This window comes from Variovorax sp. KBW07, assembly GCF_003852515.1.
GTDB lineage: Bacteria > Pseudomonadota > Gammaproteobacteria > Burkholderiales > Burkholderiaceae_C > Variovorax.
This window is the reverse complement of record NZ_QAJK01000085.1, coordinates 43,073-66,237: the sequence shown is the minus strand read 5'-3', so window position 1 is coordinate 66,237 and position 23,165 is coordinate 43,073. Positions and strand designations below refer to the sequence as shown.

General features: G+C 67.6%; 16 protein-coding genes. 9 read left to right on the top strand and 7 right to left on the bottom strand.

What is annotated here, in order from left to right:
• Positions 1-186: 186 nt before the first annotated feature.
• The 5 genes from glgA to DBV14_RS18135 form a co-directional block, all read right to left on the bottom strand.
• The gene (gene glgA, locus DBV14_RS18155) at positions 187-1,665 is read right to left on the bottom strand and encodes a glycogen synthase GlgA (RefSeq protein ID WP_124460622.1); all 1,479 of its coding nucleotides are present in this window, start codon (positions 1,663-1,665) and stop codon (positions 187-189) included.
• A 41-nt stretch (positions 1,666-1,706) separates the two neighbouring features.
• Positions 1,707-3,020, bottom strand: coding sequence for a glucose-1-phosphate adenylyltransferase (gene glgC / locus DBV14_RS18150; RefSeq protein WP_124460621.1), 1,314 nt, complete (start codon positions 3,018-3,020; stop codon positions 1,707-1,709).
• 80 nt (positions 3,021-3,100) lie between these two features.
• The gene (gene glgX / locus DBV14_RS18145; RefSeq protein WP_124460619.1) at positions 3,101-5,179 is read right to left on the bottom strand and encodes a glycogen debranching protein GlgX; all 2,079 of its coding nucleotides are present in this window, start codon (positions 5,177-5,179) and stop codon (positions 3,101-3,103) included.
• 28 nt (positions 5,180-5,207) lie between these two features.
• Positions 5,208-7,382: a 1,4-alpha-glucan branching protein GlgB gene (glgB, locus tag DBV14_RS18140; RefSeq protein ID WP_124460617.1), complete on the bottom strand. Its 2,175-nt coding sequence runs from the start codon at positions 7,380-7,382 to the stop codon at positions 5,208-5,210.
• A 5-nt stretch (positions 7,383-7,387) separates the two neighbouring features.
• The gene (locus DBV14_RS18135) at positions 7,388-9,067 is read right to left on the bottom strand and encodes an alpha-glucosidase (protein ID WP_124460615.1); all 1,680 of its coding nucleotides are present in this window, start codon (positions 9,065-9,067) and stop codon (positions 7,388-7,390) included.
• Positions 9,068-9,271: 204 nt separating this feature from the next.
• On the opposite strand from DBV14_RS18135, the gene DBV14_RS18130 reads away from it, so the two are divergent.
• Genes DBV14_RS18130 through DBV14_RS33945 form a run of 3 tightly spaced genes read left to right on the top strand, consistent with a single transcriptional unit; the run spans position 9,272 to position 11,853 of the window.
• Positions 9,272-10,729, top strand: coding sequence for a SidA/IucD/PvdA family monooxygenase (locus tag DBV14_RS18130; protein ID WP_124460613.1), 1,458 nt, complete (start codon positions 9,272-9,274; stop codon positions 10,727-10,729).
• Positions 10,730-10,738: 9 nt separating this feature from the next.
• A complete protein-coding gene (locus DBV14_RS33950) occupies positions 10,739-11,260 on the top strand; it encodes a CMD domain-containing protein (protein WP_124460611.1) in 522 nt (173 codons plus the stop codon).
• Positions 11,257-11,853, top strand: a complete 597-nt coding sequence (locus DBV14_RS33945) for a peroxidase-related enzyme (RefSeq protein WP_124460609.1) — start codon at positions 11,257-11,259, stop codon at positions 11,851-11,853. Before DBV14_RS33950 ends, DBV14_RS33945 begins: the two co-directional genes overlap by 4 nt.
• Here DBV14_RS33945 and DBV14_RS18115 read toward each other — a convergent pair whose 3' ends face one another.
• Positions 11,854-12,933 carry an NAD/NADP octopine/nopaline dehydrogenase family protein gene (locus DBV14_RS18115; RefSeq protein WP_124460607.1) on the bottom strand — a complete coding sequence of 360 codons (1,080 nt, stop codon included), beginning with the start codon at positions 12,931-12,933 and terminating at the stop codon, positions 11,854-11,856.
• Positions 12,926-13,900: a tripartite tricarboxylate transporter substrate binding protein gene (locus DBV14_RS18110; protein WP_124460605.1), complete on the bottom strand. Its 975-nt coding sequence runs from the start codon at positions 13,898-13,900 to the stop codon at positions 12,926-12,928. Before DBV14_RS18110 ends, DBV14_RS18115 begins: the two co-directional genes overlap by 8 nt.
• A gap of 160 nt (positions 13,901-14,060) precedes the next feature.
• Here DBV14_RS18110 and leuS point away from each other — a divergent pair, with 160 nt between their 5' ends.
• From leuS to DBV14_RS18080, 6 genes are all read left to right on the top strand, one after another.
• Positions 14,061-16,691: a leucine--tRNA ligase gene (leuS, locus tag DBV14_RS18105; protein WP_124460603.1), complete on the top strand. Its 2,631-nt coding sequence runs from the start codon at positions 14,061-14,063 to the stop codon at positions 16,689-16,691.
• 11 nt (positions 16,692-16,702) lie between these two features.
• Entirely contained in the window at positions 16,703-17,242 is a 540-nt protein-coding gene (lptE, locus tag DBV14_RS18100) for an LPS assembly lipoprotein LptE (RefSeq protein ID WP_124460601.1), read from the top strand.
• Between the two features lie 32 nt (positions 17,243-17,274).
• Positions 17,275-18,348: a DNA polymerase III subunit delta gene (gene holA / locus DBV14_RS18095; protein ID WP_124460599.1), complete on the top strand. Its 1,074-nt coding sequence runs from the start codon at positions 17,275-17,277 to the stop codon at positions 18,346-18,348.
• Between the two features lie 74 nt (positions 18,349-18,422).
• Positions 18,423-19,715 (top strand): glutamate-5-semialdehyde dehydrogenase, encoded by a 1,293-nt coding sequence (locus tag DBV14_RS18090; protein ID WP_124460597.1) that lies wholly within the window; start codon positions 18,423-18,425, stop codon positions 19,713-19,715.
• Between the two features lie 95 nt (positions 19,716-19,810).
• Positions 19,811-21,127: a glutamate--cysteine ligase gene (gshA, locus tag DBV14_RS18085; protein WP_124460595.1), complete on the top strand. Its 1,317-nt coding sequence runs from the start codon at positions 19,811-19,813 to the stop codon at positions 21,125-21,127.
• 167 nt (positions 21,128-21,294) lie between these two features.
• Positions 21,295-23,163 carry a potassium transporter Kup gene (locus tag DBV14_RS18080; protein ID WP_124460593.1) on the top strand — a complete coding sequence of 623 codons (1,869 nt, stop codon included), beginning with the start codon at positions 21,295-21,297 and terminating at the stop codon, positions 23,161-23,163.
• The last annotated feature ends 2 nt before the right edge of the window (positions 23,164-23,165 follow it).

Sequence of the window (23,165 nt, the reverse complement as noted above, 5' to 3'; positions counted from 1 at the left end):
TGGTGTACCGCTGATCAACGACCACTCTGATGACGCTCACGCGGATGGTGTGCTCTGCGCAGCGAAATAAAGGAGGAGCGAAGCGGGGGACATTCGCGGAGCAGAGCACACCGTCGGCGTGGGCGTCGCCCTGAAGAACAGCAGCCCTGGAGCCGAACACAACGCGGCGAACAGAAGAGCAGGAAGTCATCCCAAGGCCCGCCGATAAACGTCGACGTACTGCGCTGCGGCCGTAGCCCAGTCGGCCGGCTGTCGCATGGCGTTGCCGCGTACACGGCGCCAGTCGGGCGCCCGGTCGTACAGCGCAAAGGCGCGGCGCAGGGCGCGTGCGTAGTCGGCATCGGTGAAGTGGTCGAACACGAATCCCGTGGCCTGGCCGCTTGCCATGTCTTCCAGCGTGCTGTCCACCACCGTGTCGGCCAGCCCGCCCACGCGGCGCACCAACGGCAGGCTGCCGTACTTCAGGCCGTACATCTGCGTCAGGCCGCAGGGCTCGAACAGCGATGGAACCAGCGTCACGTCGCCGGCACCGAACAGCTGGTGCGCCAGCGTCTCGTTGTAGCCGATGGTCACGCTCACCGACTGCGGCGCCGCCGCCGCGCGTTGGCGAAAAGCTTCCTCCAGCCACGCTTCGCCGCTGCCCAGCAATGCCAGTTGGCCGCCCTGCGCCAGCAGCGTGTCGATGCCGCCCAGCACCAGGTGCAGGCCCTTCTGCTCGGTGAGCCGGCTCACCACGATGAACAGTGGCGCGTCTGGCCGCTCGGCCAGCCCGAGCTGGTGTTGCAGCACCGACTTGCAGCGCGCCTTGCCGGCCATGTGGCGGCCTTCGGGCGTGTGATAGCCCTGCACCAGCGCGGTGTCGGTGGCCGGGTTCCAGACCTGGTCGTCGACCGCGTTGAGGATGCCGCCGAGCACGCCGCTGCGCTGGCGCAGCAGGCCATCGAGGCCGCAGCCCTGTTCGGGCGTCTGGATCTCCTGGGCGTAGGTCGGGCTGACCGTGGTCAGCCGGTCGGCGTAGCACAGGCCGCCTTTCATGAAGGAGATCTGGCCGTGGTACTCGAGCCCGTTCATCTGGAACGCCGGAGCGGGCAAGCCCAGGTCGGTGAAGTTCCACGGCGCGAAGAGGCCCTGGTAGGCCAGGTTGTGCACCGTGAAGACGGTGCCCACGCGCGGGCCGTGCCACTGGCCGGTCTCGCGCGCGAAGTGCAGGTAGGCCGGCGCCAGCGCCGCATGCCAGTCGTGCGCATGCACCACCTCGGGCTGCCATTGCGGATCGAGCCCTTGCGCCAGTTGTGCCGCGGCCCAGCCCAGCAGGGCAAAGCGGCGGTGGTTGTCGCCGTACGGCTGGCGCGACGTGTCTTCGTAAGGGTTGCCGGGGCGGTCGTAGAGCGCCGGCGCGTCGATCACGTAGGCCGGAATCGGCGGCGCGCCGTCGATGGCGACGTGCCCCGCGCGCAGGCCGAAGCGCTCGCCCCACGGGGCCGTGAATTCGGCCAGCGGGGCCAGGTCGCGCACGCCCGCCACGATGGCCGGAAAGCCGGGCAGCAGCACGCGCGCGTCCTGCCCGGCGGCCATGAGCGCGATGGGCAGGGCGCCGGCGATGTCGGCCAGGCCGCCGGTCTTCAGGAGGGGAAAGAGTTCGGCACTGACCTGGAGGATTCGCATGGATGAAGGAAGGAGGGCGGGCGGTATCGGTCGTCGATCGGTCAGGCGGCAGCGGGTTCCGCCGCGAGCCGCTTGAGCATTTCGCGCGTGACCAGCACCACGCCGGTTTCGGTGCGCTCGAAGCGGGCGGCATCGGCCGCGGCATCTTCGCCGATGACCATGTCCTCCGGTATGACACAGGCGCGGTCGATGACCACCTTGCTCAGCCGGCAACCGCGCCCCACTTCGACGTCGGGCAGCAGCACCGCCTGCGAGATCGTGCAGAACGAGTGGATGCGCACGCCCGAGAACAGCACCGAGTCGGTCACCGACGACCCCGAGACGATGCAGCCGCCCGAGACGATGGTGTTGGTCGTGAGGCCCGGCTTGCCGTCGCGCCCGAACACGAACTTGGCCGGTGGCAGCTGGCGCTGGTAAGTCCAGATGGGCCAATTGGTGTCATAGATGTCGAGCTCCGGGGTGATCGAGGCCAGGTCGAGGTTGGCTGCCCAGAATGCATCAATCGTGCCCACGTCGCGCCAGTAGGCCTTGGCGTCCGGTCCGCGGGAGGCCCGCGTGACGCACGACATGCTGAACGGATGCGCCAGCGCACGGCCCTGCGCCACGGCGCGCGGAATGATGTCCTTGCCGAAGTCGTGGCTCGAATCGGGGTTGAGGCTGTCTTCCTCGAGCAGTTGGTAGAGGTAGTCGGAGTCGAACACGTAGATGCCCATGCTGGCCAGCGCCAGGTCGGGGTGGCCGGGCATCGCGGGCGGGTCGGCCGGCTTCTCGAGAAAATCCGTGATCTGGCGCCCATCGTCGATGGCCATCACGCCGAAGGCCGTGGCCTCCATGCGCGGCACCTCGATGCAGCCGACCGTGCAGCCCAGGCCGCGCTCGGCGTGGTCCTTCACCATGATGGAGTAGTCCATCTTGTAGATGTGGTCGCCGGCCAGCACCACCACGTAGTCGTGCGGGGTCGAGCGGGTCTGGATGATGTCGAGGTTCTGGAACACGGCGTCGGCCGTGCCGCGGTACCAGTGCTCGTCGCCCACGCGCTGCTGCGCGGGCAGCACGTCGACCATTTCATTGAGCTCGGCGCGCAGGAAGCTCCAGCCGCGCTGCAGGTGGCGCATGAGCGAGTGCGACTTGTATTGGGTTACGACCGCCATGCGCCGGATGCCGGAGTTCAGGCAGTTGGACAGCGCGAAATCGATGATGCGGAACTTGCCGCCGAAGTACACGGCCGGCTTGGCGCGCCGGTCGGTCAGTTGCTTGAGGCGGGAGCCCCTGCCACCGGCCAGCACCAGGGCGATGGTGCGGCGGACCAGTTGATGCGCCTGCAGGGGTTCCTGCGTGGTGAGCTGCTTGTCCATCCTGTGTCTCCGTTCGTTCGTTGGAATTCGGTCGTCAGAGTTTCTGCATCGAGACTAGCACCGCGCTGTGCCGCTGGCTCCTACGTTCTTGCAATCCTGAGGCTCGATGCGGGCACTTCCGCCGTGTCGCCAAGGGCTCGCGTTGCGTCGCCGTGGTCCTGTTCAGGGTCGGTGGCTAGGCAGCAGCGCCAGGCCCCCGGAGGCAGCCTGAAAGACACGGCCTCGGGCCCCGCATTCAGCAGCACCAGCCATGCGTCCGCGTCCTTCATCGCGGTGCTCTCGAACAGGACTGCAAGGGCCGTGCCCGAATGCCAGTCGCCCGAAGCCATCGGCTGGCCATCGGGGCGCAACCAGTGGATGCCGGGCGTTCCCCGTGGCGGCTCGGCCGGCCACCAGCGCGTGCTGCGCAGCGCCGGAGCCTCGCGGCGCAATGCCGCGAGCCGCGCCACGAAGTCGCGCGTGCGCGCCATCTCGCTGGCGGGGTCGGAAGCGCCGATCCATGCCAGCCAGGTGGTCTCGTTGTCCTGGCAATAGGCGTTGTTGTTGCCCTGCTGGCTGTGGCCCAGTTCGTCGCCTGCCAGCAGCATCGGCGTGCCCTGCGAGAGCAGCAGCGTGGCGAGCAGCGCGCGCTGCAGGCGGCTGCGTTGCGCCTGCACGGCGGGGTCGTCGCTCGGGCCTTCGACGCCGCAGTTGTTGCTCAGGTTGTGGGCATGGCCGTCGCGGTTGTTCTCGCCATTCGCCAGGTTGTGGCGTTCTCCGTAGCTCACGAGGTCGCGCAGCGTGAAGCCATCGTGCGCGGTGATGAAGTTGACACTCGCCGTCGGCGCGCGGCCGTGGTGTTCGAACTGCGTGCTCGAGGCCGCGAAGCGGTGCGCGAATTCGCCGAGACCCACAGCGCCTTCGCGCCCTTGCCGCAGCCAGAAGCCGCGCTGCGTGTCGCGGTAGCGGTCGTTCCATTCGAGCCATCCGGGCGGGAATTCACCGAGGCGGTAGCCGCCGGGCCCGATGTCCCACGGCTCCGCGATCAGCAGCGTGCGAGACAGCACCGGGTCTTGCGCGATGGCGGCGAAGAACGGCGCGCGCGGATCGAACCCGGTGCGCGCATTTCGCCCGAGCACCGGGGCAAGGTCGAAGCGGAAGCCGTCGACGCCGAACTCGCAGGCCCAGTGCCGCAGGCTGTCCATCGCCAGTTGCAGCACGCGCGGCTCGCCAAGGTTCAGGCAGTTGCCGGTGCCGGTCCAGTTTTCGTAGAGTGCGCGGTCGTCTTCGCGCAGGTGGTAGTACAGGGCGTTGTCGATGCCGCGCATCGACAGCGTGGGGCCCAGCTCATCGCTCTCGGCGCTGTGGTTGTAGACCACGTCGATCACCAGCTCCATGCCGCGCGCATGCACCGCGTCGGCCATTGCACGGAACTCGCTGGCAGGCGTGGTGCCGGGGCGGCCGCTCCAGTAGCGCGCCTCGGGTGCGAACCAGCCGATGGTGTTGTAGCCCCAGTAGTTGCTCAGGCCCATCGCCAGCAGGCGCTGCTCGTCGGCGCGGTGCTGCACGGGCATCAGGCTCAGCGTGGTGATGCCGAGGTGTTGCAGGTGGTCGAGCACCGCAGGTTCGGCAAGGCCTGCATAGGTGCCGCGCAATGCGGCCGGCACGCCAGGGTGCAAGCGCGTCCGGCCGCGAACGTGCAGCTCGTACAGCACGCGCTCGCCGGCCGCGACGCGTGCATGGCCTGGCGGAGTTGACGTGCCCGTGGCCGCCACCACTCGGCCCTTGAGTGCGATGGCGCCGTTGTCGCGCCCGTCCCGCTGGCCTGGCCGCGACGGGTCGTGTCCCAGGAACAGATCGCTCCCGTCGTAGCGACCCACGATCTCGCGCGCATACGGATCGAGCAGCAGCTTGTCGGGATTGAAACGTTGCCCTTCATGCGGCGCCCACGGACCGTGCACGCGATAGCCGTAGACCAGCCCCGCGCGCCCGCTGGGCAGCAGCCCGTGCCAGACGCCATCGGTGCAGGCAGGCAGCCGCAGGCGTTGTTGCTCGCTCTGGCCGGTGCCATCGAAGAGGCAGAGCTCGACGGCTTGCGCATTCGGCGCCACCAGCGCGAAGTTGACGCCGGCCGGAGAAAGCGACGCACCCAGGGGAAAGGGCGATCCGGTACTCAGCATGACCATGCGAGCGCGGAGGCCGCGGACATCAAGCCAGCACCCACATCACAGTCCCCAGCGGTGGCACGCTGACGGCAATCGAATCCGCCTTGCCGTGCCAGGGCACGGGCGCGCTCTCGACGACGCCGTTCCCCACGCCGCTGCCGCCATACACGGCGCCATCCGTATTGATGATCTCCCGATACGACCCCGCACGGGGAACCCCGAGCCGGTACGCATGACGCGGCAGGGGCGTGAAGTTGCACACCGCGATCACGAACGACCCGTCGCGCGCGCGCCGGACAAAGGCAAACACCGACTGGTCCGCGTCGTCATGCACGATCCACTCGAAGCCCGCGCCTTCGTTGTCCAGCTCGTGCAGCGCAGGAAAGTGCCGGTACACGTTGTTCAGGTCGCGCACCAGCCGCCGGACGCCCTGGTGCGGCGCGTGTTCCAACAGGTGCCAGTCGAGCCCGTGGTCCGCGTCCCATTCGGCGTACTGCGCGAATTCGCCCCCCATGAACAACAGCTTCTTGCCCGGGTACGCCCAGAGGTAGCCGTACAGATTGCGCAGGCCCGCGAACTTCTGCCATTCGTCGCCGGGCATGCGCCCGATCATCGAGCCCTTGCCGTGCACCACCTCGTCGTGCGACAGCGGCAGCACGAAGTTCTCGGTGTGCGCATACATCAGCCCGAAGGTGATCTGCTGGTGATGGTGCTTGCGGTACACCGGGTCGGTGCCGGCGTACGCCAGCGTGTCGTTCATCCAGCCCATGTTCCACTTGTAGTGAAAGCCCAGGCCGCCGTCTTCGGGTGGCCGCGTCACGCCCGGGAAGCTCGTGGATTCTTCCGCCAGCGTGACGGCGCCAGGCCGCTCCGTGCCCACCACCCGGTTCATGCGGCGCAGGAATTCGATGGCTTCGAGGTTCTCGCGGCCGCCTATCGAATTCGGTATCCACTCGCCCGCCTTGCGGCTGTAGTCGCGGTACAGCATCGATGCCACCGCGTCGACCCGCAGGCCGTCGACGCCATAGCGCTCCAGCCAGTACAGCGCATTGCCGACCAGGTAGTTGCGCACCTCGGTGCGCGCGTAGTTGAAGATCAGCGTCTGCCAGTCGTTGTGAAAGCCTTCGCGCGGGTCGGCGTACTCGTACAGCGCCGTGCCGTCGAAGCGGCCCAGGCCATGCGCATCGGTCGGAAAGTGCGCGGGCACCCAGTCGAGGATCACGCCCAGCCCCGCCGCATGCGCGGCTTCCACGAAATGGCGGAAGTCGCTCGGCGTGCCGAAGCGCGAGGTCGGCGCATACAGCCCGATCGGCTGGTAGCCCCACGACCCGTCGAACGGATGCTCGGTGATGGGCAGCAGCTCGATGTGCGTGAAGCCCATGTCGCGCGCATAGGGCACCAGCGTGTCGGCCAGCTCGCGGTAGTCCAGCCACTCGTGGCCGTTCTTGCGCCGCCACGAGCCCAGGTGCACTTCATAGATGCTGATTGGCGCATGGCGTTCGTTGGCCTGCGCACGGCCTTCGGGCATGGCCACCGGTGCCGGCAGCAGCGCCACGACGCAGGCGGTGTCGGGCCGCAGTTGCGATGAAAACGCGAAGGGGTCGGCCTTGCGCAGTACCTCGCCCTGCGACGACAAGATCTCGAACTCGTAGGCATCGCCCGTGGCCACGTGCGGCGCAAAAATTTCCCACACACCGCACTCGCGGCGCAGCCGCATCATGTGGCGCCGGCCGTCCCAGTTGTTGAAGTCGCCAACCACCGACACGCGCCGCGCGTTGGGCGCCCAGACCGCGAAAGCCACGCCCTTGACGCCGTCCATCTCGCGCAGGTGCGCGCCCAGCCGTTCCCAGGGCCGAAGGTGCGTGCCCTCGGCCAGCAGCCACACGTCGGTGTCGCCCAGCACGAACGGAAAACGGTAAGGGTCTTGCAAGCGCGAGCTGTGCGTGCCCCAGTCGACCTGGAACGAATAGCCCAGCCGGGCTTCCGCCGCCGGCACCAGTCCGCTGAACACGTCGGAGTCTTCCTGCCGCGTGAGCAGGGCCAGCGGCCATCCGGTGCGCGAATGCATCACGGCCACGCTCTGCGCGCCGGGCATCAGGGCGCGCACCAGCAGGCCTTCGCGCGTCTCGTGCGGGCCGAGCACGGCAAAGGGATCGCCGTGTTCGGCGCGCATCAGCGCGCGGACTTCGGATTCGGGCAGCAGCGGCTTCGAGCGCATGGTGGTCAGATTTGCTTTTCGCCGGCGGGTTCACCGAAGAAGACGCCATACGGCGCCAGCACCAGCATGCGCTTTTCGCCATCGGCCTGCACGCCGGCGGTCGATGCCAGCGGCTGGCCGGCGATCGGCACCAACCCGACGGGCAGGGGCATCGACACCGGCGCGCTTCCCAGGTTGAAGATCGCGTGAAGCGACCGGTTGCCGTCGCGCCGCTCGAACCACAGCACCGGCTCCGGCGCATCGAAAAACGCGATGCCGCCTGTGCGCAGCAGCGGCTGCGTGCGGCGCCAGGCCAGCAGCGCCTGGCTGAAGGCGAGCATCGAGCCGGCGTCGGCTGCCTGGCGTTCGACGGCCAACGGCAGGTGAGGGCCGTACAGCGGCAGCCAGGGCCTGCCGGTGGTGAAGCCGCCGTTCGGCGCGTCCGCCGTCCAGGGCATGGGCGTGCGGCAGCCGTCGCGGCCCTTGAACTCGGGCCAGAAGGCGCGGCCATAAGGGTCTTGCAGCAATTCGAAAGGCACTTCGGCTTCGGGCAGTCCCAGTTCTTCGCCTTGGTAGATGCTGGCGCTGCCGCGCAACGCCAGCAGCAATGCCAGCCAGAGCCGGTCGCGCCGTGTGTCGGTGGTGCCACCGTCGCTCCAGCGCGTGGCGACGCGTGGCACGTCGTGGTTCGACACTGCCCAGCAGCCCCAGCCGCCGGTCGGCGCCAGGGCGTGGTCGAGCGCCTCGACCTGATGGCGCAGGTGCTTCGCGCTGTGCTCGGCCGTCAGCAGGCTGAAGCTGTAGGCCAGGTGCAGGCGCTTGCCAAGCTCGGTGTACTGCGCCATGACGGGCGGGGCGTTCTCGTCGCCGACCTCGCCCAGCGCCACCGCGCCGTAGCCGTCGAGGAGCCGGCGCAGGTTTTCGAGAAAGGCCAGGTTCTCGGTCTGGCTCTTGTCGTACAGGTGCTGCTGCATTGCATAGGGGTTGTCCGCGCGCACCGTGCTGACCTCGCCCTGCGATTCCACCGAGGCCGGGGGGTTGTCGCGCAGCAGCGCGTCGTGGAACTGGTGGTTGCAGGCATCGAAGCGGAAGCCGTCGACGCCGCGTTCGCACCAGAAGCGCACCTCGCCCAGCAGCGCGTCCTGCACGGCGGGGCAATGGAAATTCAGGTCGGGCTGCTCGCTGAGAAAGCTGTGCAGGTAGTACTGCCTGCGGCGCGAGTCCCATTGCCAGGCCGAGCCGCCGAAGACCGACAGCCAGTTGGTGGGCGGCGTGCCATCGGGCTTGGGGTCGGCCCACACGTACCAGTCGGCCTTGGGGTTGTCGCGGCTCGCACGGCTTTCGACGAACCACGCGTGCTGGTCGGAGGTGTGCGAGAGCACCTGGTCGATGATGAGCTTCAGGCCCAGCGCGTGCATGCGCGCCAGCATGGCGTCGAAGTCGGCCAGCGTGCCGAAGATCGGGTCGACCGCGCGGTAGTCGGACACGTCGTAGCCGAAGTCCTTCATCGGCGAGCGAAAGAAGGGGGAGACCCAGACCGCATCGACGCCGAGCGCCGCCACGTGGTCGAGATTGGCGGTAATGCCGGGCAGGTCGCCGATGCCGTCGCCGTTGCTGTCCATGAAGCTGCGCGGGTAGATCTGGTAGATCACCGCGCCGCGCCACCATTCCCTGTTGCCGCCGTTGCCGCTGTCGCTGCTGCCCATGCCTGCCCCTGTGGTCTGAAAATCATTGTGGCATGCGAAATCCGGGCCAGTGGTACGCGCTTGCAAGTGGCCGCTTGCGCATCGCGACACCGTGAAGCTTTCTACACTGTGGGTCGTTTTGCATGCCCGCGCGCGCCTCTCGCCTCTCGCCTCTCGCCTCTCGCCTCTCGCCTCTCGCCTCTCGCCTCTCCCGATTTGATCCAGATGACTCCAGACCCCGTTTCTTCCCTCGCCGCGCTCGAAGCCCGGCTCGCCCAGGACCTCGAATACCTCGGCTGGCCCGGCCGCCAGTGGATGCCCGCGCAGCAACGGGGCGCTGACGGCGAAGCCGTGCTCGACGTGGTCGTCATCGGTGGCGGCCAGGCTGGCCTGGCCGCATGGGTCGGGCTTGCGCAGCAGGGCATTCGCGCCGTGGTGTTCGACCGTGCGCCCGCCGGCAACGAAGGCCCGTGGGCCACCACGGCGCGCATGGAAACGTTGCGCTCGCCCAAGGAGCTCACCGGCCCCGCGATGGGCCTGCCGGCGCTCACCTTCCGCGCCTGGTTCGAGGCCCGGTTCGGCCTCGAGGCCTGGACGGCCATGGACAAGATTCCGCGCCTGCAATGGATGGACTACCTGGTCTGGTACCGCCGCGTGATGTCGGTGGACGTGCGCAACGAGACCGCCGTGACCGGCATCCACCCGTTGCCCGATGCAACGGCGGTGCGCCTGGACCTGCGCACGCCCGAAGGACCGCGCAGCGTGCTGGCGCGCCGCGTCGTGCTGGCCACCGGCCGCGACGGGCTCGGCGGGCCGGCCATTCCCGCTTTCGTGAATACCCTGCCGCGCGGCAAATGGGCGCATTCGTCCGACGAGATGGACTACGGCCAGCTGCGCGGCCTGAGCGTGGGCGTGGTCGGCGCGGGTTCATCGGCCATGGACAGTGCGGGCACCGCACTGGAAGCCGGTGCGCACAGCGTCGAACTGCTGATCCGCCGGCCCGACCTGCCGCGTGTCAACAAGGGCAAGGGCGCAGGCGTGCCGGGGCTCACGCAGGGCCACTACGACCTGCCCGACGAACTGAAATGGCGCATTCGCCACTACATCAACGTGGCGAACGTGCCGCCGCCGCACGGCAGCACGCTGCGCGTGTCGGGGCATTCCAACGCCTTCTTCAATTTCGGCTGCCCGATCCTGTCGGCCGCGCCCGAGGGCGATGCGATGCGTGTATCGACCCCCAAGGGCGACTTCGTGTTCGACTTCCTGATCGTCTCGACCGGCTTCAAGGTCGATTGGGCCCACCGCCCCGAGTTCGACGGCATCGCATCGCACGTGCGAACCTGGAAAGACCGCTTCGTGCCCGCGCCCGGCGACGAAGACCAGGAACTGGCCGACTCGCCCGACCTGGGGCCGGTGTTCGAGTTCCAGCAGCGCGTGCCGGGCGCATGCCCGGGGCTCGAGCGCATCCATTGCTTCTGCTATCCGGCGGCGCTGTCGCACGGCACCGTGTCGGGCGACATTCCCGCCATCAGCGAAGGCGCCAAGCGGCTGGCCAGCGGCATCGCGAGCCTGTTCTACCGCGAAGACTTCGACTACCACTACGCCAACCTCGAGGCCTACAGCGAGCCGGAACTGTTCGGCGACGAATGGGTGCCCGCGCCGCCGCCGTCCGAACGAGGCTGAATGAACTTCATGACAAACACCACCGCTTCATTTCCCGCCGTCGACGTGATCGACGCCGCCGTGCCGTTGGCGCCGGCGCAATCCACCTGGGCACTGCGCCGGCAGCGCGAGAAGGTCGTCGCCGCGACGCAGGGCAGCTACGACGCGATGTTCGCTTCGACGGTCGAAGGCCTGTCGGTTGCCGAGCGCCTGCTGGTCGCGCTGCATGCCTGCCGCGTGTCGAAGGCCGGCAACCTGGCCGCGCACTACCGCGAACGACTCGTGGCGGAGGGGGCCGACGGCGGCGTTGTTTCCGCCGTCGACAGCGGCCAGCCCATGGCGGACGCGCGCCTTGCCGCGGTGCTGGCCTTCACCGGCAAGCTGATCGAGCGGCCCATCGAAGGGGACAGGGCCGCAGTCCAGTCGCTTGCCGACAGCGGCCTGCCGACACCCGCCATCGTTGCGCTGAGCCAGCTCATCGCGTTCCTGTCGTACCAGATCCGCGTCGCCGCGGGCCTGCAGGCGCTGGCGGCTGTGGAGGTGCCGGCATGACCGCACCGACCCGCATCAAGGGCTTCACCAACGAGGTGCTCAGCTGGAAGCCGTGGCTGGACATGGTGAATGTCGACAGCGCCACGCCGGCCCAGCTGGCCGCGCTGGACGAGATGAGCCCGCAGGCGCGCACATCGCCGTACTTCCTGGTGCTGGCGCACCAGCCCGAAATATTGCTGCAGCGCTCCATTGCCTTCAACGCGATCATGTTTGCGCCGGGCGGCATGCCGCGTGCCGAGCGCGAGCTGGGCGCCACGGTGGAATCGCGCGTCAACGGCTGCGTGTACTGCGCCTCGGTGCACGCGCAGCGCTTCGAGCAACTGGCCAAGCGCAACGACGTGATTTCCCAGGTGTTCGAGGAGCCGTCGTCCGCCGGCACCACGCCGCGCGAGAAGGCCATCGTCGCCTTCTCGGCGAAGCTGGGCGTCGAGCCGGACAAGGTGTCGGCCGACGACATCCGCGGGCTGAAGGAGGTCGGGCTGAGCGAGCTGGAAATTCTCGACCTGGTTCACTCGGTGGCACTGTTCGCCTGGGCCAACCGGCTGATGCTCAACCTCGGCGAGCCGATCTTCCCGGCGGACGCTGCGACGTAGCTACAGGCGCCCGAGCAGGCCGGCGACGGTTTCGTTCGCCAGGCCGAGCGGGGCCAGCAGGTCGTTCTCGCGCCGGAAGTCGATGCCGTTCACCAGCGAAGCGGCGTCCACGATGGTGCGCGTGGCGGGCGTCGGCACCCCGGCGATGTTTCCCAGCGCCTCGATGAACGCGAGGCCGTAGGGCATGTCCTCGGTCACGTATCGGGTGCCGGTGTCGATCGGGCCGGGCGGGCCGCCGCGCTTGGCGTGCAGTTCGGCGGCAATGTCCTCGAGCCGGGCCGATGCGGTGCCGAACGAGCGCGCGAAGTGTTCCTCGATGCCGCCCACCTCGATGCCGAAGGCGCGGGCCACGGCGCGCCGTTCCAGGTCCAGCGCCTCGATCGCCCGGGACACGCCGGGCGTCATGCAGTGGTACTGCGGCCAGTTCTCGGCACGCTCGATGCGCGTCCAGTTGAATACCGCGAGCGGGCCGTGCGATTGCGGGTTGACGTTGGCCAGGGCGCTGGCGAGCGCGCTGCCCTGCGGGTAGAAGCCATCGCCGAAGAGCGAGGTGCACAGCGCCACGGCCTCCGCCATCTGCGCGCCCGGCAGGGCCGACACCCCGACGGCCTTGCGCCGTGTCATGACCTTGACCTGTGTGCCGGATTCGCGGCGCGCCGTGAGCACGGTCGTGCCGAAACTGACGACGGTCAGCCGTTTGCCGGCGTTGCGGGCATTTTCGAAGAGGTAGAGCGACGAAAGCGATGCCATCGAACTCACGATGACGGCCTGCCCGTCGCGCAGGAACGGCAGCAGCGCATCCATCACAGGCCGATGGCCGTTGACGGGCAGGGCGAGCAGCAGCACGTCGGAGGCGTGGCACAGCTGCCCGGCGTCGTCGGCCACGTCGACCGTCACGCTGCACGGCTGCACGCCGCTGGCCTCCAGCGCCTGCGTGCGCAGGGCCTCGGCGCCCTGGCCGCCCGGCGACCAGAGCGTGACGGCGTGGCCCGCGTGGCGCAGCCAGGCCGCGCTGGCCAGCGCAATGGCGCCGGTGCCCGCGATGCCGACCCGTTGAATCTTTGTCGTGGTCTCAGTCAACTTTGATGGCACCTTGCTTGATCACCTTGGCCCAACGCTGGCTGTCTTCCGAAATCACCTTGCCCAGCGCCGCCGCGTTGCCGCAGGTATTGACCGCGCCCAGTTGTGCGAACCGCTGCTTCGTTTCCGGCAGGTTGCAGACCTCGACCAGCGCGGCGGAGAGCTTTTCGACGCTGGCGGCCGGCATGCGCGCGGGCGCCATCACGCCGACCCAGACCGGCACTTCCATGCCCGGCAGGCCGGTCGCGTCGCCGACGGTCGGGGCCGAGCCCATGCTGGGCAGCGCCACGCGGGAGAAGGTGCCGAGCACGCGCGCCTTGCCGCTGACGACCATCGGCTCGATCGAGGCCACGCTGGTGACGATCAGTGCCACCTGCCCGCCGAGCAGGTCGGTCAGCGCCGGCGCGGCGCCGCGGTAGGGCACGTGCAGCAGGTTCACGCCGCCGGCCTGGGCCAGCAGCGCACCCGTCAGGTGCGACACCGTGCCATTGCCCGTGGAGGCGTAGGTAACCTGCCCCGGCTTGGCCTTGGCGTCGCGCAGCACGTCGGCCAGTGTTTTGTAGGGACTTTCGGTGCGTACCGACAGCGTCATGGGCGTGTCGCCGACCAGGGCCACGGGCACCAGGTCGTGCACCGGGTCGTAAGGCAGCTTGGCCTGCAAATGCGGCGCGATGGTGATGGCGCCGCCCGTGGCCAACAGCACGGTGGCCCCGTCGGTCGCCTTGGCCACAGCGTCGGCGGCCACGATGCCGCCCGCGCCGGCCTTGTTGTCGATGATCACCGGCGCACCCAGCTTGTCGGTGAGCTTGGCGCCCAGGTAGCGGGCGATCACGTCCTGCGCGCCACCGGAGGCAAAAGGCACGACGATGCGCAAGGGCTTGTCGTTCTGCTGGGCCCACAGGGGCGTGGCGGCAAGGCCGACAGTGGCCGCAAGGCCCAGTACAAGGTGTTTCAGGCGCAGTTTCATGGTGATCCAGGGGGTGCGAAAACATGCCGGAGGGCAGGCGTTACCCGAGCAACACGCAGGTTACGTGCCCCAAGTCTAGAGTCTGGCGGCCGGACACTCGCCTGAAAGCGATAATCCGCCTTCCCCGGTGCGCCCCGCGCCGGGCTCTTGCCGAGCCGACATGAACCCCAGCTACAAACCCAGCGACGTCGAGTCCGCTGCCCAGGCGCAATGGAGCGCCGCCGATGCCTACCGCGTCACCGAAGACGCGAGCCGCAAGAAGTACTACGCCTGCTCGATGCTGCCGTATCCCAGCGGCAAGCTGCACATGGGCCACGTGCGCAACTACACCATCAACGACATGCTCACGCGCTACCTGCGCATGAGCGGCTACAACGTGCTCATGCCCATGGGCTGGGACGCCTTCGGCCTGCCGGCCGAGAACGCGGCGCTCAAGAACGGCGTGCCGCCGGCCAAGTGGACCTACGAGAACATCGCCTACATGAAGGGCCAGCTCCAGGCCATGGGCCTGGCCATCGACTGGAGCCGCGAGATCGCCACCTGCGATCCGAGCTACTACAAGTGGAACCAGTGGCTGTTCCTGAAGATGCTCGAAAAGGGCATTGCCTACCGCAAGACCCAGGTCGTCAACTGGGACCCGGTCGACCAGACCGTGCTGGCCAACGAGCAGGTGATCGACGGCAAGGGCTGGCGCACCGGCGCCACGGTCGAGCGCCGCGAGATCCCCGGCTACTACCTGAAGATCAGCGACTACGCCGAGGAACTGCTCGAACACACGCAGCACAAGCTGCCGGGCTGGCCCGAGCGCGTCAAGCTGATGCAGGAAAACTGGATCGGCAAGAGCGAAGGCCTGCGCTTCGCCTTCACGCACGACATCAGGGATGCGAGCGGCAAGCTCATCCAGGACGGCCGCATGTACGTTTTCACGACGCGTGCCGACACCATCATGGGCGTGACCTTCTGCGCCGTGGCGCCGGAACATCCGCTGGCCGCGCATGCCGCCACGCTCGATCCGAAGGTCGCGGCCTTCATCGAGGAATGCAAGAACGGCGGCACGACTGAAGCCGAGCTCGCCACACAAGAGAAGAAGGGCGTGCCCACGGGCCTGACCGTCAAGCACCCGATCACCGAGGAGCAGGTGCCGGTGTGGGTGGGCAACTACGTGCTCATCGGCTACGGCGACGGTGCCGTGATGGGCGTGCCCGCGCACGACGAGCGCGACTTCGCCTTCGCCAACAAGTACGGCATCGAGATCATCCAGGTGGTGCTGGTCGACGACGAGCCGCACTTCGACTATCACAAGTGGCAGGACTGGTACGGCGACAAACAGCGCGGCGTGACCATCAATTCCGACAACTTCAGCGGCATGGGCTACAAGGAGGCCGTGGCCGCCGTGGCGCATGCGCTGGGCCAGAAGGACCTGGGCGAACTGCAGACCACCTGGCGCCTGCGCGACTGGGGCGTGAGCCGCCAGCGCTACTGGGGCACGCCGATCCCGATCATCCATTGCGATGAACACGGCGCGGTGCCGGTGCCCGAGAAAGACCTGCCGGTGGTGCTGCCGACCGACTGCGTGCCCGACGGTTCCGGCAATCCGCTGAACAAGCACGAAGGCTTCCACGCCGGCGTGGTGTGCCCCGTCTGCGGCAAGGCCGCGCGGCGCGAGACCGACACCATGGACACGTTCGTGGATTCGTCGTGGTACTTCATGCGCTATTGCGATCCGAAGAACGACGAAGCCATGGTGGCCGGCGGCGCCGACTACTGGATGCCGATGGACCAGTACATCGGCGGCATCGAGCACGCGATTCTTCACTTGCTGTACGCGCGCTTCTGGACCAAGGTGATGCGCGACCTCGGCCTGGTGAAGGCCGACGAGCCCTTCAGCAAGCTGCTGACGCAGGGCATGGTGCTCAACCACATCTTCTACAACCGTGGCGAGAAGGGCGGCAAGAACTACTTCCCGCCTTCGGATGTCACGCCGGTGCTCGATGAGCAGGGCCGCATCATCGGCGGCACCCTGGCCGACGGGACGAAGCTGGAATACGGCGGCGTCGGCAAGATGGGCAAGACCGAACGCAACGGCGTCGACCCGCAGGACCTGATCGAGAAGTACGGCGCCGACACCGCGCGCCTGTACACCATGTTCACCGCGCCGCCCGAAGCCACGCTCGAGTGGAACGACGCGGCCGTGGAAGGCAGCTACCGCTTCCTGCGCCGCGTCTGGAACTTCGGCGCCGCGCAGGCGGACGTGGCTCCCGTCGCCCTGGCCGGCCAGGCCTTCGGCAAGGGCGCCCAGGCGCTGCGCCGCGAAGTGCACACGGTGCTGCGCCAGGTCGACTACGACTACCAGCGCATGCAATACAACACGGTGGTGTCGGGCGCGATGAAGCTGCTCAATGCGCTCGAAGGCTTCAAGCCCGACGGCAGCACGGGCGACGCGGCCGCGGTGCGCGAGGGCTTCGGCATCCTGCTGCGCTGCCTGTACCCCGCCACGCCGCACATCGCGCAACAGCTCTGGAACGAGCTCGGCTACGACAAGACGCTCGGCGGCCTGCTCGATGCAGCCTGGCCGACGGTCGACGTTGCCGCGCTTGAGCAGGACGAGATCGAGCTGATGCTGCAGGTCAACGGCAAGCTGCGCGGCAAGCTGCTGGTGCCCGCCGGCGCTTCCAAGGACGAGATCGAGAAGCTGGCGCTGGCCTGCGACGACTTCGTCAATTTCGCCGAAGGCGCGCCGCCCAAGCGCGTGATCGTGGTTCCCGGCCGCCTGGTCAACGTGGTCCTTTGAACGATAGAAGCATGAACACACGCAATGTCTCGCTGCCGCGCCGCGGCTTTCTCATCGGGCTCACGGCCGCCGGCGCCTCTTTGGGGCTGGCCGGCTGCGGCTTCGAGCTGCGCAAGCCGCCGGTCTTCGCGTTCAAGACGCTGTCGATAGCGGGCAGCACGGAGACGGCGAACAACACGGCAATGATCAACCAGCTGCGCCGCGAACTGCGGGCCACGGGCACCGTGACGCTGGTGCCTTCCGATGAGTCCAAGACGGCTGACGCGGTGCTCGAAATCCTCGCCGAAAACCGCGAACGCCTGGTCATCTCGACCAATTCCCAGGGCCTGCTGCGCGAGCTGCAATTGCGCCTGAGCATTCGCTTCCGGCTGCGCACGCCGGGCGGCAAGGACCTGCTTCCGGCCACCGAGGTCTCGCAGACGCGCGACCTGAGCTACAACGAAACCAGTGCGCTGGCCAAGGAAGGCGAGGCCGACCTGCTGTTCCGCGACATGCAGTCCGACATTGCGCAGCAGCTGATGCGCCGTCTGGCCGCCGTGAAAGAACTCTAGGCCACGGCCCTCGCGATTCGATTCAACTCTCCATGCAACTTGCCAGCGCCCAACTCGGTGCCCACCTACAGAAGGGCCTGAAGCCGCTCTACACGATCCACGGCGACGAGCCCCTGCTCGCGCAGGAAGCGGCCGATGCCATTCGCGCCGCCGCGCGCACGCAGGGCTACACCGAGCGCAGCTCGTACACCGTGGCCGGCGCGCATTTCGACTGGAGCGCGGTGCTGGCCGCCGGCGGTTCGCTTTCGCTGTTCGCCGACAAGCAGATCGTCGAGATCCGCATCCCCTCGGGCAAGCCCGGCAAGGATGGCAGCACCGCCCTGCAGCAACTGGCCGAGGGTGCGCCCGGCAACGACAGCACGCTCACGCTGGTGATGCTGCCGCGCCTGGACAAAGCCACGCGCACCGGCGCCTGGTTCTCGGCGCTCGAGAACAACGGCGTGAGCATCCAGGTCGATCCCATCGAGCGTGCCGCGCTGCCGCAATGGATCGCGCAGCGCCTCGGGCTGCAGAACCAGCGCGTGATGCCCGGCGACGAAGGCCAGCGCACGCTGCAGTTTTTTGCCGACCGCGTCGAAGGCAACCTGCTGGCCGCGCACCAGGAAATCCAGAAGCTCGCGCTGCTGCATCCCGCCGGTGAGCTCAGCTGGGAGCAGGTCGAGGGCGCGGTCAACAACGTGGCGCGTTACGACGTCTTCAAGCTGTCCGAAGCCGTGCTGGCCGGCAATCCGCAGCGCGTGGCGCGCATGCTCGACGGCCTGCAGGCCGAAGGCGAAGCCGAAGTGCTGGTGCACTACACGATTGCCGAAGACATTCGCGCCCTGAAGCGCGTGAAAGACGCCATGGCTTCCGGCCGTCCGCTGCCCATGGCACTGCGCGAGAACCGCATCTGGGGCCCGCGCGAGCGCGCCTTCGAGCGCGTGCTGCCGCGCCTGGACGACCGCATGCTCACCCGCCTGCTGCGCGCCGCCCACCTGGTGGACGGCATCTGCAAGGGGCTGAAGCAGCCCGACTGGCCCGCCAGCGGCTGGCAGGCCTTGCAACGGCTGGCGCTCATGCTGTGCCGCGCCTGCAGCAGCGCGCCGGCCGCCGCACGCCGCGCCTGACCCTTTCTTGATGGCTTGAGGCGCCAAAAGGCCCGCGTTGGCCGGGCCGAAGTTCCGCGTGGGAAAATGCCGACATGAATGCGTTCAACGTCAGCGAGCACATGCAGGCTCTCGGCCTGCAAGCCAAAACCGCTGCATTCCTCATGGCCCGTGCGGATGCAGCTACCAAAAACAGAGCATTGAAGGCGCTTGCGCGGCGCCTGCGCGAAGCCGGTCCGGTGCTGGACGCCGCCAACCAGAAAGACCTGGCGCGCGCCACGGCCGCCGGCCTTTCGGCGCCGATGGTCGATCGGCTCAAGCTCACGCCGAAGGTCATCGAAACCGTCGCCCTGGGCTGCGAGCAGCTGGCCGGCATGGCCGACGTGATCGGCGAAATCATCGGCATGAAGCAGCAGCCCAGCGGCATTCGCGTGGGCCAGATGCGCGTGCCGATCGGCGTCTTCGGCATGATCTACGAGAGCCGCCCGAACGTGACCATCGAGGCGGCCAGCCTGGCGATCAAGAGCGGCAACGCCGCCATCCTGCGTGGCGGCTCGGAAGCCATCGAATCGAACAAGGCGCTGGCGCTGCTGGTGTCCGAGGCGCTGGCCGAAGCCGGCCTGCCGGTCGAGGCGGTGCAACTGGTGCAGACCACCGACCGCGAGGCCGTGGGCCAGCTCATCGCCATGCCCGAATTCGTCGACGTGATCATTCCGCGCGGCGGCAAGGGCCTGATCGAGCGCATCAGCCGCGATGCCAAGGTGCCTGTCATCAAGCACCTGGACGGCAACTGCCACGTGTACGTGGACGACACGGCCGAGTTCGACATGGCGCTGCGCATCGTCGACAACGCCAAGACCCAGAAGTACAGCCCCTGCAATGCCGCCGAAGGCCTGCTGGTGTCGGCCGCGGTTGCCGAAGACTTCTTGCCCGAGATTGCCGCCATCTTCGCGGCCAAGGGCGTGGAGATGCGCTGCGATCCGGCGGCCGCCGCCATCCTGCGGGCCGACGGCGCGCTCGATGCGAAGGCCCGGGTGGTCGATGCCGTCGAGTCCGACTGGTCCGAGGAATACCTCGCCGCGGTCATCAGCATCAAGGTGGTGGCCGGCGTGGACGAAGCCATCGCGCACATCAACCGCTATTCGAGCCACCACACCGACGCCATCGTCACGCGCGACCACGTGCATGCACAGCGCTTCCTGCGCGAGGTCGACTCGGCCAGCGTCATGGTCAATGCGAGCACCCGCTTCGCGGATGGTTTCGAGTTCGGCCTGGGCGCCGAAATCGGCATCAGCACCGACAAGTTCCACGCCCGTGGCCCGGTCGGCATCGAAGGGCTGACCTCGCTCAAGTACGTGGTGCTCGGCCAAGGCGAAGTGCGGACCTGATGCGCGCCGCTCCCGCGGTCTTGTCATTGGGGCGGCCATCCCCAAATCCTACAATTCCGCTCCACCTTTAAGTACAAATCCAATAAGGCCGCCGCATGGTTCCGCATCTCGTCACAGCCCTGACCGGCCCGATCAACGAACTGGAGCAGCGGGTACTCGACTCGATGCCCGCCATCGAACGCTGGTTCCGGCTCGAATGGATGGAGCACACGCCGCCGTTCTACAGCGCCGTCGACATCCGCAACGCGGGCTTCAAGCTGGCTCCGGTGGACACCAACCTGTTTCCGGGCGGCTGGAACAACCTCACCAAAGAGATGCTGCCGCTGGCGGTGCAGGCCGCGCAGGCGGCCATCGAGAAGATCTGCCCGGAGGCGCGCAACCTGCTCGTCATTCCGGAAAATCACTCCAAAAACACCTTTTATCTCGCCAACGTCGCGCAACTGGTGCGCATCTTCCACATGGCGGGGCTCAATGTGCGCATCGGCTCGATCGATCCGGCCATCAAGTCGCCCAAGAAGATCGAGTTGCCCAACGGCGACACCGTGACCCTGGAGCCGGTGGTGCGCAGCAAGCGCCGCCTGGGCCTGAAGAACTTCGATCCCTGCACAATTCTGCTTAACAACGAGCTTTCCGCGGGAACGCCCGGCATCCTCGAAGACCTCCACGAGCAGTACCTGCTGCCGCCGCTGCATGCGGGCTGGTCAGTGCGCCGCAAGAGCAACCACCTGCACAGCTATGAAGAGCTGTCCAAGCGCTTCGGCAAGCTGCTGGGCATCGACCCCTGGCTCATCAACCCGATCTACGCGCGCGCCGAAGGCGTCGACGTGGCCGAGGGCCGCGGCATCGACGTGCTGACCAGCCACGTCGACGCGGTGCTGACCAAGGTGCGCCGCAAGTACAAGGAATACGGCATCAACGAGAAGCCGTTCGTGGTCGTCAAGGGCGGCCACAGCGGCAGCGGCAGCCCGGGCGTGGTGACCGTGCGCGACGCCAAGGATGTGGAAGCGCTGATCGGCAAGTCGCGCACCAATACGTCTTCGGCCGCCAAGACCAGCGCCGGCCGCGACCTGCGCGAGCCCACCGAACTGATCGTCCAGGAAGGCGTGCTCACCAACGAGCGCGTGCACAACGGCGTGGCCGAGCCGGTGGTCTACATGATGGACCGCTATGTGGTCGGCGGCTTCTACCGGGTGCACGCCGAGCAGGCGGCCGACGAAAACCTCAAGCTGCCGGGTGCCAGCTTCGTGCCCTTGGCTTTTTCCGAAAGTGCGCATCTGCCCCAGCCCGGCGCCAAGCCCGGCGCGAGCGCCCCGAACCGCTTCTACATGTACGGCGTGGTCGGCCGGCTGGCCATGGTGGCTGCCAGTTACGAGATGGAAGCCACCGATCCGGACGCTGAAATCTACGAATGATCGTGGGGGCGGGTTGCGGCGGCGGCGCGCAACGGCAAAATAGCGGCCCCACATCAAACGGAAACAAAAGGGCGGAGGGGATGCGTGGCACACGGATATCCGTCGTCATGGGTCCCCGGCGTGTCTGACGCGTCGATCTAGCAGCCTGCCCTTTTCCCATCGACCTCGTGTCAGCCCCCAAATCAATCTCAGCCGGCCTGATCGTCGGCGCCATCGGCGTTGTCTATGGCGACATCGGCACCAGCGTGCTGTATGCGGTCAAGGAAGTGTTCGGCCACGGCCACGTGCCGTTCACGGTCGAAAACGTCTACGGCATCCTCTCGATGTTCTTCTGGACGCTCACCGTCATCGTCTCCATCAAGTACGTGGTGCTGGTGCTGCGGGCCGACAACGAAGGCGAGGGTGGCCTCGTCGCCATGCTGGCGCTGGCCTCCCGGGCGGTGGCCGACAAGCCTCGCCTGCGCGGCGTGCTGCTGGCCATCGGCATCTTCGGCACCTCGCTGTTCTATGGCGACGGGGTCATCACGCCGGCCATCTCGGTGCTGTCGGCGGTCGAGGGCCTGGAGGTGGTGTCGCCGCACTTCAAGCATTACGTGATTCCCATCACCCTGGTCGTGCTGTTCTGCCTGTTCGCGGTGCAAAAGCGCGGCACGGCGGGCATCGGCAGGTTCTTCGGGCCGATCACGCTGGCATGGTTCGCCGCCATTGCGGTGCTGGGCGTGTGGCAGATCCTGCACCACCCTGAAATCATCAAGGCGCTGAACCCCTGGTACGCGCTGAAGTTCATCTGGAGCAATCCGGGAACCAGCTTCATCCTGCTCGGCGCCATGGTGCTGTGCGTGACCGGTGCCGAAGCGCTGTATGCCGACCTGGGGCATTTCGGCAAGCAGCCGATCCGCATCGCGTGGTTTTCGGTCGTCATGCCGGCGCTGACGCTCAACTACCTGGGCCAGGGTGCGCTGCTGCTGGAGAACCCCGAGGCCGTGAAGAACCCCTTCTTCATGATGGCGCCCGAGTGGGCGCTCATTCCGCTGGTGCTGTTGGCCACGCTGTCCACGGTGATCGCGTCGCAGGCGCTCATTACCGGCGCCTTCAGCGTCACGCGCCAGGTCATCCAGCTGGGCTACCTGCCGCGCCTGAACATCGAGCACACCAGCGTGCGCACCGCGGGGCAGATCTACATTCCGCTGGTCAACTGGGGCCTGTTCGTGGCCATCGTGCTGGCGGTGGTGATGTTCCGCACCTCGAGCAGCCTGGCCGCGGCCTACGGCATCGCGGTGACCACCGACATGCTGATCACCACCATCCTGACCTTCTTCGTGGTCCGGTACGCGTGGAAGCTGCCGCTGGCGCTGTGCATCGCATCGACCGCGGTGTTCTTCGTGGTCGACTTCCTGTTCTTCGCGTCGAACCTGCTCAAGCTGTTCGAAGGCGGCTGGTTCCCGCTGCTGATCGGCGGCTTCGTGTTCACGCTGATGATCACCTGGAAGGAAGGACGCCGGCTGATGGGCGAGGCGCAGCACGCCGACGCGATCGACCTCAAGGCCTTTCTCGATTCGGTGTTCGTGAGCCCGCCGGCGCGCGTCGACGGCACGGCGGTGTTTCTCACGGCCGAGCCCGGTACGGTGCCCAACGCGCTGCTGCACAACCTCAAGCACAACAAGGTGCTGCACGAGCAGAACATGTTCGTCACCGTGCGCAACCACGAGGTGCCCTGGATCCCGATGGACAAGCGCATCGAGATCGAGGCGCTGGGCCACCACTGCTGGCAGGTGATCGTGCACTACGGCTTCAAGAACGACATCGACCTGCCGCGCGCGCTCGACAACGCGCGCCTGCGCGGCTGCCAGCTCGAGCCCATGACGACCAGCTACTTCCTGTCGCGCGACGTCGTCATTCCCACGCTGGGCAGCGGCATGGCCCCATGGCGCGAGAAGCTGTTCGCGCAGATGCACCACAACGCCAGCGGCGCGGCGGCGTTCCTGGGCCTGCCCAACAACGCGGTGGTCGAACTGGGCTCGAAGATCGAGATCTGAAG